Raw genomic sequence first — 16,475 nt, 5'->3', positions numbered from 1 at the left:
TTCGCAGGACTGGAAACCTCCCGAATAGGTTTAGAGTTTTTTAGGGAGGGATCTTTCCTAGTCGTCTTTGGAATACAGGAGGGATGCATGCGCCCCCTTTTTAAGTCCCAATTAGTTAAACAAGATTGAAAAAAAGCAAAAAAGAACGGGAGCAGTACAGGTATCACGTGAATAGACTGAAGTGTCGGGGGCGGTGTTGGCCTTGGGTTCCGACGCCAGACTCCTTTCCGTGAGCTGGAGAAAACTGGCGGCCATCGTCGTCCTAGAATTGCAACGTGTTCGCGACGCCTGCCGAACATGCAATAAAATTTCATCAAGCACGAACCTAAGGCTCGAGACATGGTTCTTGAAAATGAGACAGCAGAGATGTAGGTGTTCGGAACCCATTGCCCATTTTTTGAATAGGATGTATGGCAAAAGCCTAAAATCCTTGAAATTCCGGCACCATCACCCACCCCCCATCATAGGATAAGGTGACTCTGTAATCCCTCAACCTTGTTCCTGTAGAGCCCACAAGGAGGGGTGGCACGATTGAAGGGTAGCGACCAAACCAAGCCGTTGTTAACGAATCGCGAAAGAGAAGTGTTTGAACTCTTGGTCCAAGATAAGACAACCAAAGAGATTGCCGGACAACTCTTCATCAGTGAAAAGACTGTACGCAATCACATTAGCAATGTTATGCAAAAATTAGGTGTAAAAGGTCGATCTCAAGCAGTAGTCGAACTCGTTCGACTTGGTGAACTAGAGATTTGAGCCCAGTCCACCCAGCCTCCCTTTTCTTCCCTAGGTCGGAAGGGAGGTTTTTTTTATTTATGCGGAATGTTTTCATGAAGTGCTGTATCCTTTTGCATTGGTCTCCCTTTCATGGTCATTGCTACACAGCGCTCCTCCACAAAAAAAGCTCCGGATCCGCGAAAGATCCCGAGCTTTTTGTCCTTACCTTTTTAGATAAACGGTGTCCGATGATACGTCTGTTCGAACTTTTCCCGCAGTCCTTTTGCCAGCAAGGTAAAAGAACCGATCGCCCAGACGAACGCCACCAGCGGCGTGAGAAAAATCCACGTGTAGTTGCTGTATACAAATCCGCGATACGACCCGAGCAGCCCTGCCCATTCATGGGTGATGGAGTGGTACAGCACTGGATCCATCGTCATTTTCGTACCGCCAACGAAGAGATCAAACATGCCCAACAGCCCCATCAAGGTCATGATCGCCACCATCTCCGTGACGAGAATGATGATGAGCTGCTCTTTTAAATGCGGAACGATATGTCGAAAAATGATTTGCTCTCTGCCCGCCCCCAGCGATGTCGCAGCCAAGACGTACTGCGTCTCCTTGATTTGCTCTGTTTTTTGCCGGATAGAGGAGGCTACACTCGGCGCTCCCAAAACAGCCACGACGCCAATAAAAAGGGCTACCAGCGTTGACGTCGGCATCAGTGGGTTGATGCTGACACCTTTGAGCAGGAAATATACGGGGATGAAGATCGGCATGTAGCTCCAAGCATTTTCAATCGCCAGCCACCAGCGCTGCGGCTTGTCCTGCACACCGATGTACAATCCGATCCCCATACCGATCACCAAGCGGACTAAAGCTATCGCCAGTGTAACAAATACCGTATAAGGAGCCCCGTGCAGGAGCAGCGTCAGCATGTCGTAGCCCCACTTGTCCGTCCCGAAAACATGTTCATCTGACGGGGGCAGCGGTGGCGAAATGATGACCGTCTTGCCGCCTACCACTTCATTGCGCAGCTTTTCCTGAAAGTCCAGTTCATAGGGAGCCACGTAAGGCCCGATCACTCCGACAATGAGCAGGAGCAGCACCAGGAAAGCCCCCATCCATAGCGACCAATTCATTCGTTTTTGCATAGAAAAACCTCACTCATGACAATAAGAGTACCGCCTACTTGTAAACGACCGCGCGTTCGAACAGGTACAAGATCACGCGGATCAGGAGATAGACGAGAATGGACAAAAAGATGATGCCTAATAGCCCCATGACAGCTGCGTTAAATTGATACGCTCCGCTTTTGCTGAAAATGAACCGCGTCAGCCCTACTACATTGAGCAGGTATTCGACGATAAACAGGTTGGCTACCGTAATGGCGATTGTTTTTTTCAAGTCAGCCAAGAGAAAGGGCTTAATATTCTTGTATACGTGGTGAATGAGGACATGCCAGACTCCCATCCCTTTTGCCAGGGCCGTCTTGATGTAGTCCTCTCCGCCGATCTGGGTATATTTCAAGCTGATGACTTTCATGAGAAAAATCGTAGGGCCAATCGCAAGCAGAGTCATCGGGAACCAGCTGTTGGCAGAATCGCTCGTAGGAGATAACGTAATAATCCGTATGTTGGTCATCTTGTAAAATCCAATCGCTGCTAGAATCGACACAAAAATCAGAATAAAGTCCGGAATCGTCGCGAGCAGATTCAATCCTTTTTGAAGATGCCGCACGATGCGAAAACGCTGCAAAAACAAACCAAACACGAGACTTGCGACTACGGCGATCAAAACACTGGAAAAGAGCAGTTCAAACGTACTGATGGCGAACGGCACGATGTCCTCGGCTATGCTTCTCTCATTTTCTCCCAAATAATAGGTTCCCAGAGAGCCCCCAGCGATTTGCTGGATCAGATACACCGTGTGCACCACGACATTTTCAGGTGCAAACACAATCTCTTCTTTTACCGTATACAACATGAACGGCCCGCCACAGACGGCAATGACCAGGAAGAACATTCCCAGCAGTTGTTTCACATATGACAAGCATTCATACCCCCTTGCTAATCCAACAATACACTATCTAAAAAAATTCATCCAGACAATCAAAAATATTTTATGTTTTTTTATATTTCAGATAATAGATTGGAATAATAGTCAAGAAAAATCCCCTTTCTCCCCAAAGCGAAGCCCCAAATAGAAGACTTCTCGAGAGGAAAAGGGGAGGTGGCCTATCCGCGAAATCAGCGAATTACGTAAAAAGCTGTCTGTCTTTTTGCCAGGTAGTGCAGCTTGTTATGGATGTAGGAAACGGGCTCTTCCATATAGAGCGAGATTTCCTGATCCCATTCCTGAATGTACTGCCGGATATTGAACTCCATTGCGTAGCACGTGTTGTTTTGCAGCGCCAAGTCCCCACGTACCGGTATCTCTTCCTGTCTGTCGTACATCCCGATCAAGGGACCAGCCGCATGACAATGATTGCCGATCGGGTGAGAGTAAATCATCGGCTGTATGCCTTCCGCTTTTGCTTGCTGCATGCTCGCAGTGAAGATCTCGTTGCCTGTGCGGCCTTCTACGAAATTTTCTGCCAGGATGTCCTCAAACCGAATGGCTGTACGCATCGCAGCCTGCAAGCCCTCTGGCACTTCCCTCTCACCCGCACGCAGTACGTAAGCCAGCTGCTGTGTGTCTGTCGCAAGTCCCAGATAATGAATGCCAAAATCGATATGCACGATATCCCCTGGTACGATGATGACCCCTTCCAAGCGATCACCGTCTTTTCTCACGACGTCCACCGTTGGGTAAAAGGATGTAAGAATCCCCAAATCGCTGACCCGCTGCCGGATCCAGTCCACTACATCGTTCGTTGTCGTAATTCCAGGGTGTATCACTTTATTCGAGAGAGCTTCTTGTGCGAGGCATCTTGCTGTTTCTGCGATCGTCGGATAAGCGATCAGCTCTTCCTCACTCCGGATCTGCAGCCAGTCGAGTGCAACGCTCTGTGCGCTGACTACGTTGGCCGCAAGCTCACTGCCTACTGCGCCGATCAGCTTCTCGTAGAATGTATGAGTAAGTCCATCGCAAAAGCTGTATTGGCTGGATGTATTCACACCAATCTGTCTCGGGCTTCTCTCCCGAATGATTCGCCCAAGACACTCCCACTGATCCTCGCGCCCAGGCTTCCATACCCGCTCGTAAAAAGGATCGTAGGCAGGATTGGCATGAAGGACATACCGGCTCACCGTTTTGTCCTGGTTTAAAAAGAAAGCAAAAATCGTCAGTCGACGCGAGCTGTCAACAGCCGCAGGGAACAAGGTTTCCATGATGGGATCCTCGTGGTATTCCCTCCCGACGATGACCCATACGTCCAACTGATGCTTGTCCATGATTGCAGGCAGGAGCGTCTCCAGTCTGTGCTTGAGCCACCGATCCTTTGTCCGTCCACGCTCTTTTAAGGAAAGGATCGTACCGCCAAAACCGAAATCTTCCACTGTTACATCCCCCTCACACAAATGCCGTTCTCCATTTTCTAACATTTATGAGTATCACGATAAAGCATGAGAAAGAGGGTCGTCAATCATTCGAAAAAGTCATTGCTTTTCTGCATTAGAAAACTTGGCGCCGCCAAGCTTTGCGGTGGAGCCTTAGTTTCACTTATACTGGATCAGAATCTTATAAATTCTTACTGTATAAAAAATAGACGGTCTCAGCCGTCTCTTAGTCTATTACCACCATCTGAATTTCCATCCGTCCCATATCATGAAGATCCAAGGGTGCGGATAATGCTGTCCCCGATATTCCTTGCATATCATCCTGAAACAAGAAAAGCGGCGGGGTAATATCAACGGTTACTCCTCGATTGGAGAGGATTGTACTTGCATTCCCTGAAATCATATTGCCCAATTCGGATATGGCACTTTTGCTCATCTCATCCATTTCCTGAATAGGGAAGCCACCCATCATGGCAGACACAATGCGCAAAGCCAATTCTTCCTGCAGTCCGAAAAAGACTGTTCCTTGCAGCTGACCCGTCATTCCGATCCGTATCCAGGTATGATTCTCCGGATAAATCCACTCCTTTTCAGCCATTTCCCCACGAGATATGCCTACATTGCAAACTTGCTGAATCACGGACGTTGCAGATTCTAGGAATGGATCCAAAAAGTCATGGTCTTTCATTTAAGCAATCTTCCTTTCCCGGGCAATTGTCTTTCTATAAGCCTTATCATAATGTCGATTTTTGGCAGAAGCAAGCCATTCAACAAAACTTTATAGGAATTTGGTCCCTCCAGCATGGAATGCTCGGAAAAAGCTCCTCTACTTTGGCCTCATGCAAACTAGTAAAAATGTAGGAGCATGTTCGCAAATCCAGTACCTCTACCCCAACTTCGTGACTGCTCAACTGCCACATCGGCAGGCGAAGCCGCTTAAACATAAATACGGTATCCCCAAACGCCAGGCACTCCTGAATGCAACGTTCTGGAGGATAGCTGTCATCGTCTTCCAGCAAATGGATCGGCTCAAGCCCAAATTGCTGAATCAAATGCAGGCGATCCAACATTTGTTCCTCTTTTTTGGCATTCACCGTTCTTCTAGGGGAAAGCAACGGATACTCCCTACACACATATTCCCATTTTATGCCGTGGTAAAACATACTTTTTCCTCCAAAAATGAAAACACCCGGATATAGCATGAACATACGCTACCCCGGGTGCCTCCTTACCGCTTTTTGCCTTGCACCAACACTTCGGCTCGGGCTTCGCGACCCAGAGCATCTTTTGCTTGAAGCGAAAGCTTGTGTTTGCCGTCGAGAACCTGATCCACGATAATCCGGAATTCGCCCCGATCGTTGATATCTGCCTGCAGCTTTCGATCGCCGTAAGTGCCTGTCAAGGAAACACTGCCCGTCCCTGTCGCTTTCCCATGAATGGCAACGGTATCACCCGACTTTGCTTCTACCTGCTTTTGGGCGATGGATACGGTAGGAGCTGCGCTTGCTCTCGCCTGATACGTAAAACGCTGCTCTCCTTGATTCAAGACAACTGACCCTGCGTTGGCATCTACATATCCATAAACGACCAAAGCGCTCTGGTTGCCTGCTCCATCCTTCCCTTCTATGAGTATCCGGTTTTCTCCTTGCTTGAGTGCCAGTGTCTGCGTCACATTCTTTTGGACTGGCTTTTCCAGTTGATCTTCCTCAAAGCTTGAGATGATTTGCCCATTCAGACTGACCTGACCTTTGTAGGTTTGATCCCGGTACATGAAGCGGATCGGTATCATGACCTGCTTGGCATTGGCATCGAAAACGACATCCTCTGTCCCGTCATTCTGGAATTGCAGCAATGGGGCTGTCGTGTCCACGATCACTCTTTGCGTAAACTGACGTGTGTTGCCGTACATATCCTGTACGCTGTAGACCACGTAATTGAGCCCTTCCGGCAAGTGCAGGATGGTCTCAAATGCGCCATCTGCCTCCACCTTCACGGGCGCTTTGTTGATCGAGAGACGAACACGATCGAGCATATCTTCATTGGTTACTTTTCCGCGAATCGCTACATCTGCCTGCTTGGATATTTTCACGTAGGTAAACAGATCATCCGGGAACTCTACAAATGGCGGTACGGTATCGCTTTTTCCATTGATATCCACGACACTCACATTGCCGGCAAAATCGTAGGCAACCACGCTCATTCGCTTATCCGGCTGATTGACGATCGTACTGCTGACGCTGCTCGAATACGGGCCACCTGCCTTTTTCCCGTTCACATAGAGCAGATAGCCCTGAACGTCTTTGTCTCGACTGCTCCACTGCACGCGATTTCCTGAGAGCGATGCCGAGATGACTGGCGGCTTGGTGTCCACTCGCACGGGCAGCGTGAGCGTTTGCCAATTGGCATTGCGCGCGTCAATTTTGGCTTTGATGACGAACTGATAGGCTCCATCAGGGACCTTTTCGTAAATTCCTTTTTCCGGCGAAAAGGCTTTGCCATCCCAGCTCCATTCTTCCCGCTCTGTATAGTAGTAGGGTGTTCCCAGCTTGGACTGATCAAATTTGCTGATCCGCTCGACACGGGTCAGCGGACGAACCAGCTTTCCGTTTGCATCTGTGACATCTACAACTACCTGGCGTGCATTTCGCAAAAACGTGATCGAGGGAGCTGCCACATCGTAATGGCCATCCCCGTTTGGAGAAAAGGCGACCTTCGTCGGATCGATTTGCACACTGCCTTCTTCCCCTACCCCTGTCACGCCCAGATAATCCCGATACTTCCACTTGTCATTCTGCTTGTCATGGAACCACGTCGTCTTGATTCCCGTCCGTTTTTCCTGACTACCTACCTCCCACATCGGTGCATCCATGATCCGCGGCTCATCCCATTTTCCGTAAAACCCGTAATAAGGAACGCGCAGCTTCGGCAGATCCGTGTCGTCAGGCTGAAAGGAAATATAGCCTTCTGCGAATTGATTTCGCGCAGCGCCCTTCGGAATTTGCAGCGTCACCTTTACTTCTGCCTTGCTGCCGGGAGCGACTGTTACCTGCTGTTTGGAAAAGCTCAGCTGTGCGCCGTCCATGGCAGTTTCCGTCAGCAGATTCACGCCATTTCGGCGCATGTCCGTCAGCACCCCAAACTCATCCTGAAGCTGATAAGTAATCGGGTTTTTCCCAAACTTGTTTTCCACAAACAAGGAGAACGTAGTCGTCTCTCCCACCTCTCCCAAGGAGACCCCCGCTTTTCCTCTCCGGTCTACAACAATGACCGGTGTTTGGATCGCCTTGGCGATTTGCATCAGGCCCGCTCCTTGGACACGCGGACTGTACGGCAGTTTTTTCTGCTGCTTCTCTGCAAAGACAGAAACGGCTTGCTGTGGGTCAATAATAGGCTCCGCCGTGTTCATCGCAGCTGCCTTCAACGTTTCAACCAGCTGGCGTCCGGAAAGCGCACGTCCTTGCTTCTGGTAGGCTTCTTTCAGCAGGGCCATGCCCCCCGCGACATGCGGCGTTGCCATGGACGTTCCGCTTTTTACCGCGTACTCCGATTCTCGTACCGTCGATAAAATTCCTCCACCGGGAGCGGAAATCTCTGGCTTGAATTGCAGGTCAGGAGTTGGCCCCCAGGAAGTAAACGCCGATACCGTCCCCCCATCCGGATATGGCATGGGGTTTTGCGCGTACTGACCGTCAAAGCTGATCGTTACCTTTTTGCCCTTTTTCAGTGCCTGAGCTAGCTGTTCGCCCATCTGCTTTAAAATGGACACGGCAGGAATCTGCTTCAAATGCTCCGCACTGATGAGCAGAGGTCCTGGTTCGTTATTGTAAATGACAGCTCCGACAGCACCAGCTTCACTCGCGAGACGAAGCTTCTCATCAAAGGAGATATCTCCGCGCTCCAGAAGCACGACTTTTCCTTTGACAGAGACGTTGTAGTCCTCCTTTTTGCCTTTTCCCATATAAACCAGCGGATACGGCTTCAACAGGGCGGAAACCGGTGTGATTACCGCACCGTTTCCCACGTGTCCATGCAAGTACACAACGCGTGCAATTCCCGGCACGCCTTGTACCTGGAAGCTGTACCCGGCCAGCGTCGTCGCATTGACAGAGGCTACCGATAAAGCGTCTGGCGCAAGTCCTGGCGAGCCGATCATCGCTACGTCAGGGTTTGTCTCCCGTACCTTGTCACTCCCGAAATAGGCGTCATTCCCCGCTGCTGCGACGACGATGACACCGTTGTCTACCGCCCGCTTGACCGCGTACTGCTCCGTATTCGCTTCATCCACGTAGCCTGCCGAGGAACCTAGGCTCAGGTTGATGACATCTGCTTTTTTCGTGATCGAATCGTTGATCGCAAACAAAATCGACTCGCTTAGCCCTGGTACTTCCCCTTGATAATTGGAAAAGACCTTTTGGCTCAAAATCTGTGCCTCAGGTGCGACCCCTTTCAGCTTTCCGTTGGCTGCAATAATTCCCGACACATGTACGCCGTGCTGCGATTCACTTACATCCTCAGTCGTCTGATTCCGGTCTGCCCAGTTGAAGCCTCGCAGGACCTTTTGTGTCGAGCCGGATTTTTGCTGGGCCAAACGTTTATCCCGTGGGGCCGGCATGTCGGGATGTGCGGGATTGACCCCCGTATCAATCACAGAGACGAGCATTCCTTCCCCCTTCACCCCTGCCGTCTCCCACGCTTTCGGGGCTTCAATCATGTCCAAGGTTGAATTCGAAGCAGACGATACCTGCTCGCCTAAAAACGAATGACTCATTCGCGTCCATTCATCTGCCGAGGCCCACTTCTCCTGTTGGATCGCTGCTGACAACGTTCCTGTATATGGCTGCCAGTCGGTTTTGCTTAAATCGTGTATGACCTGATCGTACAAAGCCGTTGACGCATCTGCAGAATCTGCCTGTACGGACCGGATGTCCCATGCGGTAGGAGGAAGCAAAAGCAACGCCAACCCTAAGCTGATCATCTGTTTTTTCATCGTTTGCCCCCTTTTGGAAAAGCTTCCATTGTCATTAAGTTTTCACTGGGAACCGCTCAGGTATTCCCTCAAGTGAAAATGTGTAGTTGACAAACCTAAGGGACAAGCATATATTTAATTACGTTAACTTTTCTACACGTGAAATATTCGCGTTAGGAAATGTAGGATAACTTAGGAGCTGAGGCTATGCAACAAGATCTCACAGTGGCCATGGAGCGCCTTCAAGAGGCTGTCCGATCCACCATGCGTGTGCTGGGTCCACAACTGTCCGAGCCTATCTTTGGTCTGACGGGCCCCCAATTTTACATTTTGCATCAGCTTGATCAAAAAGGGAAATGCACGGTCGGTGAGCTGGCAGAATCCATGGCAGTCAAGCCCAGTGCCATCACCGCTATGATTGATCGTTTGGATAAGCATGAATTCGTCGTTCGTGATCGAGATGAAAACGATCGGCGTGTCGTTCATATTCGACTTACGGCATCTGGCATCGAGACACTGAATCAAGTCAAAGCGCACAGGCTGGAAATCCTGCAGCACTACCTGTCTCATCTAAGCCCTGAAGAGCTGGAAAGCCTCATTCATGTCTTTGAAAAGATGGCAAAGGTTGCGCCTCCAGTCAAAAGTGAATAAGTAATTTGTTTGCTTCTGTCCATTCCCTCCGTCCACACAACAAGAAGCGTTTCAACAAGTCTAGGAGTGATCGAAATTGGAAGAACAAATGAAAAATCGAGGCTTATTAATAGCAGGTTTACTCGTAGCGATGCTCTTCGCTGCATTGGACGGAACCATCGTCGGTACGGCGATGCCGCGAATCGTGGGTGAGCTCGGCGGATTGGGTGTCATGACGTGGTTGACCACTGCGTACATGCTGAGCTCTACATCCGTCGTCCCCATTGCAGGGAAACTGGCCGACCTGCTTGGGCGAAAATCCGTCTACGTGACAGGCTTGATTATTTTCATGGTCGGCTCGATGCTGTGCGGCATGGCCGAAACGATGAACCAGCTGATCTTCTTCCGCGCCCTGCAAGGGATTGGCGGCGGGATCATGATGCCGATGGCCATGATCATCATCGGGGATATTTTCACAGGTCAACAGCGTGCGAAATGGCAGGGCGTGTTTGGTGCCATCTACGGCCTATCCTCCATCGTTGGCCCACAAATCGGTGGATGGATTGTCGACTCCCTGAACTGGCGTTGGGTGTTTTACATCAACCTGCCCGTTGGGATTATCGCCACCATTTTGATTTCCATTGCTTTGAAAAGCTTTAAAGCCTCAGGTCCTGTGAAAATAGACATTTGGGGCATGTTTACCATGATCGCCGGTGTCGTCAGCCTGCTGTTGGGGCTTACTTTCGGAGGAAAAGATTATCCGTGGGGCTCCTGGCAAATCCTCTCGTTGTTCGGCTTGGCAATCGTGTTTTTGACCAGCTTCCTGGTGATCGAATCCAGAGTCAGCGAGCCTATTTTGCCGCTGCGACTCTTTCAAAGCAAGACGTTCTCTTTGCTGTCCGGCATCGGCTTCCTGATGTCCGTCGGTATGTTCGGCGCAATCATGTTTGTCCCTTTGTTTATGCAGGGTGTGATCGGGATTAGCGCCTCCGAATCAGGTACCGTTATGATTCCGATGATGCTGTCGATGATGCTGACCAGTATTTTTGGCGGGCGTCTGGTCCACAAGCTCGGTTTGCGTACCCAGATGCTGATCGGTATGCTGACGATGAGCGCCGGCTTCTGGCTCCTTTCCGGCATGAGTCTGGATACAACGAAGCTGAGTGCGATGTGCTACATGGTAGTGCTCGGTCTTGGCATGGGTCTCGTCATGCCGCTGATCACGATCGCTTTGCAGGAATCGTTCCCCAAATCAGAGCTGGGTGTCGTTACATCCTCCAGCCAGTTCTTCCGCCAGATCGGTGGGACTTTTGGGATGACGATTCTCGGAGCCGTGATGAATGTTCAGTCCAGTGGTCTTTTGCAGACCAAGCTCGTTCCGTTTCTGGAAAAGCTGCCTGCCCAGTCTCATGAAATGGTGCAGCAGATGGAGGGCATGATCGCTACCAATCCACAGGGACTCTACTCGATGATGTACAGCCCTGAGACACTGGCGCAGATCCCCGCCGCTATTGGCGATACACTGCTGCCGATTCTGAAGTCTTCCATGGTGGACTCCCTGCACTACGTCTTCCTGTACGGAATGCTCTTTGTCCTGATCGGTGCGGTCTTGACCTTCTTCCTAGGAAAGATCACGATCAGCAAGCCTGTCAAAGACGAAGACGATAAAGAAGTGGCAGCCTAAACCAAAACAATAGCCAGCAGCCCCCAAAAGGCTGCTGGCTTTTATTCATGCCTGTAACTCCCCCATTTTTGTCCCCATTTTTCCATTTCTTTTAAAGCGGCCTGAAAGTCGCTCCCCTTTTCCGTTAACGAATACTGGACGGTGACTGGAACGGTCGGGAACACTTCTCTGTGTACAAGACCGTTTTGCTCCAGGTGCCGCAGCGTATCTGTGAGGGATTGCGTCTTGACGATCGAAAGTCTTCGCTTCAGCTCATTAAACCTCTGTGGTCCTTTCAATAACTCATCCAGAACGAGAAACGCCCATTTCGCTCCTAGAATCCGCAGTACGGCACATATCGGGGAATTTTCGGAGTCGCTTGCGTTCTGGCTGTTTTTTCTAGCATCCTGCTGATTCATGATCGATCCTCCTTTACTAACAAAAGGTTAGTAAGTCAATGTAGTTGGATAATATCCAAAATCTTTGCCTTCTTACATTATGTAATGACGTATTTTATACTGTCAATCAATGACAATCCCTGATACCCTTCTTCAGCAAAACGAAGCGGTGTCCAGCAGAAAGAAGGCGAATAATAGCATGGAACGCTCTATCCTATATGTACTCACTCTCGGGATTTTTTTAACGGCGACTTCCGAATTGATTGTCGGGGGGATCCTTCCCATTATGGCTCAAGACCTGCATATATCCGTTGCTCTTGCTGGTCAGCTCATTACTGCGTTTTCCCTAGCCTATGCGATCGGCACTCCTATTGCGGTGACTCTGACCTCTCACCTCGAGCGCAAGAAGGTCTTGCTCGGCGCTTTGCTCGTATTTATTCTTGGCTGTTTGCTTGCCCTCTGGAGCCCTTCATTCCTGATGCTCCTAGGTTCTCGTGTCGTAGTAGGCACGAGCGCTGGCTTATTTCTCGTCGTCTCGTTCGGCGCTGTATCCCGCTTGGTGTCACCAGACAAAATCGGAAGCAGCATCAGTACCCTGATTCTCGGGTTTAGTGCAGCTCTCGTCCTTGGTACCCCAATCGGTATCGCCATTTCCAATTCGATGGGCTGGCGTGTTATCTTTCTTTTTCTGGCAGTTCTCGGCGCAGTCCTTTTGCTAGTTCTGATCCGCTTGCTTCCGACTATGGAAGGAAGCCCCCCTGTTCCTATCCGTTCCCAGCTTCAGCTCCTCCTGCATCCCGTGCTTCTCTTGACCTTTTCCTTCACCCTCTTTCGGGAATCAGGAATTTCGATGATGAACACCTATGTCAGCCCGTATCTCATCCAAGTCCTCCACTACAGCATCTCGGAAACAGGCCTTCTCATGCTCGTCTTAGGCCTGATCGGAGTACTTGGCGCAAGACTAGGTGGTCATGCCGCAGATAAATGGGGGACACGACGGATCATTCTGTCCTCTATCGTCGTTCTTGCCACTTCATTTGCGTTGTTACCACTTATGGTTACCAGTCCGATCATGGGAGCAGCCTTGCTGGGAGTCTCATTCGGTACATTGTTCTTCGTGTCACCGTCTATTCAGACCTATTTGATTCAGCTGTCTCCCGCCTCGGCCGATCTGCTGCTCAGTGTTCACTCCTCCTTTATTCAGCTCGGACTGGCGAGTGGTGCTGCGATCGGCGGCCTCTTGATTCATACGACTGCTACTGTCGCCTACAATCCTTGGGGAGCTGGCCTGTTTCTCATGATCGGGCTCGGATTCATTCTGCTCGCCTTTTCCAAGCAAAAGCAGGCTCAGATCGTTTCCGACTAATCTCTCTTCTGCTCCCGCTATAACAAAAAGCGTGCAACCCTCTATCGGATTGCACGCTTTTTTGATCACGCGATTACGAGAAGAAGAATTTCTTCACAGCGTGTTTGGTTGTTTCTTTGTTCATGTGAGCGATCGACGTTGTGAGTGGAATGCCTTTCGGGCAAGCCTGTACGCAGTTTTGCGAGTTACCGCAATCACCGATACCGCCATCTTCCATCAAAGCTTCCAGACGCTCATGTCTGTTCATTTTACCAGTTGGATGCTCGTTGAACAGGCGAACTTGAGAAATCGCGAAAGGACCGATAAATTCGGATTTCGCATTTACGTTCGGGCAAGCTTCCAGACATACACCGCAAGTCATGCATTTGGACAGCTCATACGCCCATTGACGATCAACCTCGGGCATACGTGGACCAGGACCGAGGTCATGTGTACCATCGATTGGGATCCATGCTTTTACGCGTTTCAGTGCGTCGAACATACGGCTGCGGTCAACGGACAGGTCACGTTGTACCGGGAATGTGCTCATAGGTTCGAGACGAATCGGCTGTTCGAGTTTATCGATCAACGCAGAGCAAGCTTGGCGTGGTCTTCCGTTGATGACCATCGAGCACGCACCACATACTTCTTCCAGGCAGTTCGATTCCCAGTTTACCGGAGCCGTTTTTTGGCCTTGTGCAGTCAAAGGATTACGCTGAATTTCCATCAGCGCCCCGATGACGTTCATGTTCGGACGGTAAGGAATTTTGAACTCTTCCTTGTACGGAGTGCTGTCAGGGCTATCTTGACGAGTAATAATCAGATGTACTAATTTTTCTGCCATGATCAGTTACCTCCTATCTATTAATGCTTTGTCGTATAGTCACGCTTACGTGGCGCGATCAGGGAAACGTCGATTTCTTCGTAGTAGATTTCTGGCGCAGTTGTTTCTGCATTGAACTTCGCCATAGTAGTCTTCATGAAGTTCTCGTCATCACGCTCAGGGAAATCTGGTTTGTAGTGAGCGCCACGGCTCTCGTCACGCTTGAGCGCACCGATCGTGATCGCACGGGACAGAACCAGCATGTTCCACAGGTGACGGGTAAACGCTGCACCCGAGTTGCTGAATTTGTTCGTATCGTTGATGTTGATATTTTTGTAGCGTTCCATCAGCTCTTGGATTTTGTCGTCTGTTCTTTGCAGACGATCGTTGTAACGCACAACGGTTACGTTGTCCGTCATCCACTCACCCAGTTCTTTATGGATCAAGTAAGCATTTTCGGTACCATCCATTTTCAGGATGCTATCGTATTTCGCTTGCTCTTTGTTGGTGAAGCCATCGAAGAGTGTAGAGGACAGATCGTCTGCGGACTGCTTCAGACCTTCGATGTACTCGATTGCTTTTGGACCTGCTACCATACCGCCGAAGATCGCGGACAGGAGGGAGTTTGCACCCAGACGGTTCGCACCGTGTTGGGAATAATCGCACTCACCTGCTGCGAACAAGCCAGGGATGTTGGTCATTTGGTTGTAATCTACCCACATACCACCCATGGAGTAGTGAACAGCAGGGAAGATTTTCATTGGAACTTTGCGCGGGTCATCCCCTACGAATTTCTCGTAGATCTCGATGATTCCGCCCAATTTAACATCGAGCTCTTTTGGATCTTTGTGAGACAGGTCGAGGTAAACAGTGTTTTCGCCGTTTACGCCCAGCTTCATGTCTACGCACACGCTGAAGATTTCACGTGTTGCGATGTCACGAGGTACCAGGTTACCGTACGCTGGATATTTTTCCTCCAGGAAGTACCAAGGTTTACCGTCTTTATATGTCCATACGCGTCCACCTTCACCACGAGCAGACTCAGACATCAGGCGGAGTTTGTCATCGCCTGGGATCGCTGTCGGGTGAATCTGGATCATTTCGCCGTTCGCGTAGATTACGCCTTGTTGGTAAGCTGCAGATGCTGCTGTACCTGTGTTGATGATCGAGTTGGTCGATTTACCGAAGATGATACCAGGTCCGCCAGTCGCCAGGATAACGGCATCCGCGCGGAAGGATTGAATTTCGCCGGAACGCATGTTTTGCGCCGTGATCCCTTTACAGGTACCGGTATCGTCCAAAACAGCTCCGAGGAAATCCCAATATTCATACTTGGTAACCAGACCTTCTGCTTCGTAGCGACGTACTTGCTCATCCAAAGCATACAAGAGCTGTTGACCAGTGGTTGCACCAGCAAATGCTGTACGGTGGTGCTGCGTTCCCCCGAAACGACGGAAGTCCAAGAGACCCTCAGGTGTACGGTTGAACATAACACCCATGCGGTCCAGCATGTAGATGATACCAGGTGCTGCGTCACACATCGCTTTAACTGGCGGTTGGTTCGCCAGGAAGTCGCCGCCGTAAACGGTGTCGTCGAAGTGAATCCAGGTGGAGTCGCCTTCCCCTTTGGTGTTTACCGCGCCGTTAATTCCGCCTTGGGCACAAACAGAGTGAGACCGTTTCACCGGAACCAGGGAGAAAAGCTGGACGGGAACGCCTTTTTCTGCTGCTTTGATGGTAGCCATCAAGCCGGCCAAACCACCACCGACAATGATTAGTTTACCTTTTGCCATAATGAAGTCCCCCTATCCCTATACAATGAAAGCTGACATCGCACGCAAGCCGATGTAAGTCACAACTACGAATACGATCAATGTGAAGTAAGTAGCGATACGTTGGGAACGTGGTCCAACTGTAATACCCCAGTGAACCAGGAACGACCAGATACCGTTAGAAAAGTGGAAAACAGTGCTGATGATCCCGATGGTGTAGAACACGATCATTGCAGGGCTGCTGAAAATGTTCGCCATCATATCGAAGTCTACGGTTGCTCCCATTGCTTTAGCAATGCGGGTTTCCCATACGTGCCAAACAATGAAAATGAGCGTAATGATACCTGTTACCCGTTGCCACAGGAACATTTGGTTCCGGAAGTAGCCGAAGTTCCCTACATTTTGCTTTGCCTGGAAAGCAATGTAGATACCGTAAATCGCGTGAAACAGGATCGGGATGTAGATGAAAACGAATTCAACTACAAGAAGAATTGGAACGGATTCAATCGCGCCGACCGTAGTGTTGAAGGCTTCCGCTCCGCGGGTTGCTTGATAGTTTGCTGTCAAGTGGAACAGCAGGAACAGCCCGATTGGAAATAATCCGAGTAGTGAGTGTAGCTTGTGACTGAGAAAGCTATTGCCTTTCGCCATACTATGGTCCCCC

At 50.0% G+C, this 16,475-nt stretch carries 14 protein-coding genes; 4 read left to right on the top strand and 10 right to left on the bottom strand.

Features of this window, described 5'->3' with window-relative positions; all coding sequences use genetic code 11:
• The first annotated feature begins 531 nt into the window (after positions 1–531).
• The gene (locus tag ACLIN2_RS09720; protein ID WP_003387736.1) at positions 532–753 is read left to right on the top strand and encodes a helix-turn-helix domain-containing protein; all 222 of its coding nucleotides are present in this window, start codon (positions 532–534) and stop codon (positions 751–753) included.
• Positions 754–944: 191 nt separating this feature from the next.
• Here ACLIN2_RS09720 and ACLIN2_RS09715 read toward each other — a convergent pair whose 3' ends face one another.
• The 6 genes from ACLIN2_RS09715 to ACLIN2_RS09690 all read right to left on the bottom strand — a co-directional run bounded on the left by ACLIN2_RS09715 (position 945) and on the right by ACLIN2_RS09690 (position 9,201).
• Positions 945–1,868, bottom strand: coding sequence for an ABC transporter permease (locus ACLIN2_RS09715; RefSeq protein WP_411503926.1), 924 nt, complete (start codon positions 1,866–1,868; stop codon positions 945–947).
• Positions 1,869–1,902: 34 nt separating this feature from the next.
• Positions 1,903–2,766 (bottom strand): ABC transporter permease subunit, encoded by an 864-nt coding sequence (locus ACLIN2_RS09710; protein WP_327931792.1) that lies wholly within the window; start codon positions 2,764–2,766, stop codon positions 1,903–1,905.
• A gap of 197 nt (positions 2,767–2,963) precedes the next feature.
• The gene (locus tag ACLIN2_RS09705) at positions 2,964–4,214 is read right to left on the bottom strand and encodes a M24 family metallopeptidase (protein ID WP_411503925.1); all 1,251 of its coding nucleotides are present in this window, start codon (positions 4,212–4,214) and stop codon (positions 2,964–2,966) included.
• A 226-nt stretch (positions 4,215–4,440) separates the two neighbouring features.
• On the bottom strand, positions 4,441–4,902 hold the full coding sequence (locus tag ACLIN2_RS09700; protein WP_122924698.1) for a chemotaxis protein CheX: 462 nt from the start codon (positions 4,900–4,902) through the stop codon (positions 4,441–4,443).
• Between the two features lie 79 nt (positions 4,903–4,981).
• Complete coding sequence (locus ACLIN2_RS09695; protein WP_342769211.1) at positions 4,982–5,284, bottom strand: hypothetical protein; 303 nt, start codon at positions 5,282–5,284, stop codon at positions 4,982–4,984.
• A gap of 158 nt (positions 5,285–5,442) precedes the next feature.
• A complete protein-coding gene (locus tag ACLIN2_RS09690) occupies positions 5,443–9,201 on the bottom strand; it encodes a S8 family serine peptidase (RefSeq protein ID WP_411503924.1) in 3,759 nt (1,252 codons plus the stop codon).
• A gap of 186 nt (positions 9,202–9,387) precedes the next feature.
• Between ACLIN2_RS09690 and ACLIN2_RS09685 the strand changes: the two genes are divergently transcribed.
• Positions 9,388–9,831, top strand: a complete 444-nt coding sequence (locus tag ACLIN2_RS09685) for a MarR family winged helix-turn-helix transcriptional regulator (RefSeq protein WP_122924696.1) — start codon at positions 9,388–9,390, stop codon at positions 9,829–9,831.
• 76 nt (positions 9,832–9,907) lie between these two features.
• Entirely contained in the window at positions 9,908–11,494 is a 1,587-nt protein-coding gene (locus ACLIN2_RS09680) for an MDR family MFS transporter (RefSeq protein ID WP_411503923.1), read from the top strand.
• A gap of 41 nt (positions 11,495–11,535) precedes the next feature.
• Here ACLIN2_RS09680 and ACLIN2_RS09675 read toward each other — a convergent pair whose 3' ends face one another.
• Positions 11,536–11,892 carry a winged helix-turn-helix transcriptional regulator gene (locus ACLIN2_RS09675; RefSeq protein WP_411503922.1) on the bottom strand — a complete coding sequence of 119 codons (357 nt, stop codon included), beginning with the start codon at positions 11,890–11,892 and terminating at the stop codon, positions 11,536–11,538.
• Positions 11,893–12,070: 178 nt separating this feature from the next.
• On the opposite strand from ACLIN2_RS09675, the gene ACLIN2_RS09670 reads away from it, so the two are divergent.
• Positions 12,071–13,237, top strand: coding sequence for an MFS transporter (locus ACLIN2_RS09670; protein WP_301171242.1), 1,167 nt, complete (start codon positions 12,071–12,073; stop codon positions 13,235–13,237).
• Positions 13,238–13,310: 73 nt separating this feature from the next.
• On the opposite strand, the gene sdhB is transcribed toward ACLIN2_RS09670, so the two are convergent.
• From sdhB to ACLIN2_RS09655, 3 genes are read right to left on the bottom strand one after another with little or no spacing between them, the layout of a single operon-like run.
• Positions 13,311–14,060 (bottom strand): succinate dehydrogenase iron-sulfur subunit, encoded by a 750-nt coding sequence (gene sdhB, locus ACLIN2_RS09665; protein ID WP_092274192.1) that lies wholly within the window; start codon positions 14,058–14,060, stop codon positions 13,311–13,313.
• A 20-nt stretch (positions 14,061–14,080) separates the two neighbouring features.
• Entirely contained in the window at positions 14,081–15,832 is a 1,752-nt protein-coding gene (sdhA, locus tag ACLIN2_RS09660) for a succinate dehydrogenase flavoprotein subunit (RefSeq protein ID WP_092274195.1), read from the bottom strand.
• Positions 15,833–15,850: 18 nt separating this feature from the next.
• A complete protein-coding gene (locus ACLIN2_RS09655) occupies positions 15,851–16,462 on the bottom strand; it encodes a succinate dehydrogenase cytochrome b558 subunit (RefSeq protein ID WP_092274197.1) in 612 nt (203 codons plus the stop codon).
• Between the last annotated feature and the right edge of the window lie 13 nt (positions 16,463–16,475).

It is taken from the genome of Brevibacillus centrosporus, assembly GCF_046622605.1.
Taxonomy (GTDB): Bacteria; Bacillota; Bacilli; order Brevibacillales; family Brevibacillaceae; genus Brevibacillus; species Brevibacillus centrosporus.
This window is presented reverse-complemented; position numbering and strand designations above follow the sequence as displayed.

What these genes read in the sequence shown, in the direction of transcription:
- ACLIN2_RS09695 (WP_342769211.1), bottom strand. Translation starts at nt 5,284, where the DNA reads ATGTTGGATCGCCTGCATTTGATTCAGCAATTTGGGCTTGAGCCGATC.
- ACLIN2_RS09715 (WP_411503926.1), bottom strand. Translation starts at nt 1,868, where the DNA reads ATGCAAAAACGAATGAATTGGTCGCTATGGATGGGGGCTTTCCTGGTG.
- ACLIN2_RS09670 (WP_301171242.1), top strand. Translation starts at nt 12,071, where the DNA reads ATGGAACGCTCTATCCTATATGTACTCACTCTCGGGATTTTTTTAACG.
- ACLIN2_RS09700 (WP_122924698.1), bottom strand. Translation starts at nt 4,902, where the DNA reads ATGAAAGACCATGACTTTTTGGATCCATTCCTAGAATCTGCAACGTCC.
- sdhB (WP_092274192.1), bottom strand. Translation starts at nt 14,060, where the DNA reads ATGGCAGAAAAATTAGTACATCTGATTATTACTCGTCAAGATAGCCCT.
- ACLIN2_RS09675 (WP_411503922.1), bottom strand. Translation starts at nt 11,892, where the DNA reads ATGAATCAGCAGGATGCTAGAAAAAACAGCCAGAACGCAAGCGACTCC.
- ACLIN2_RS09655 (WP_092274197.1), bottom strand. Translation starts at nt 16,462, where the DNA reads ATGGCGAAAGGCAATAGCTTTCTCAGTCACAAGCTACACTCACTACTC.
- ACLIN2_RS09690 (WP_411503924.1), bottom strand. Translation starts at nt 9,201, where the DNA reads ATGAAAAAACAGATGATCAGCTTAGGGTTGGCGTTGCTTTTGCTTCCT.
- sdhA (WP_092274195.1), bottom strand. Translation starts at nt 15,832, where the DNA reads ATGGCAAAAGGTAAACTAATCATTGTCGGTGGTGGTTTGGCCGGCTTG.
- ACLIN2_RS09685 (WP_122924696.1), top strand. Translation starts at nt 9,388, where the DNA reads ATGCAACAAGATCTCACAGTGGCCATGGAGCGCCTTCAAGAGGCTGTC.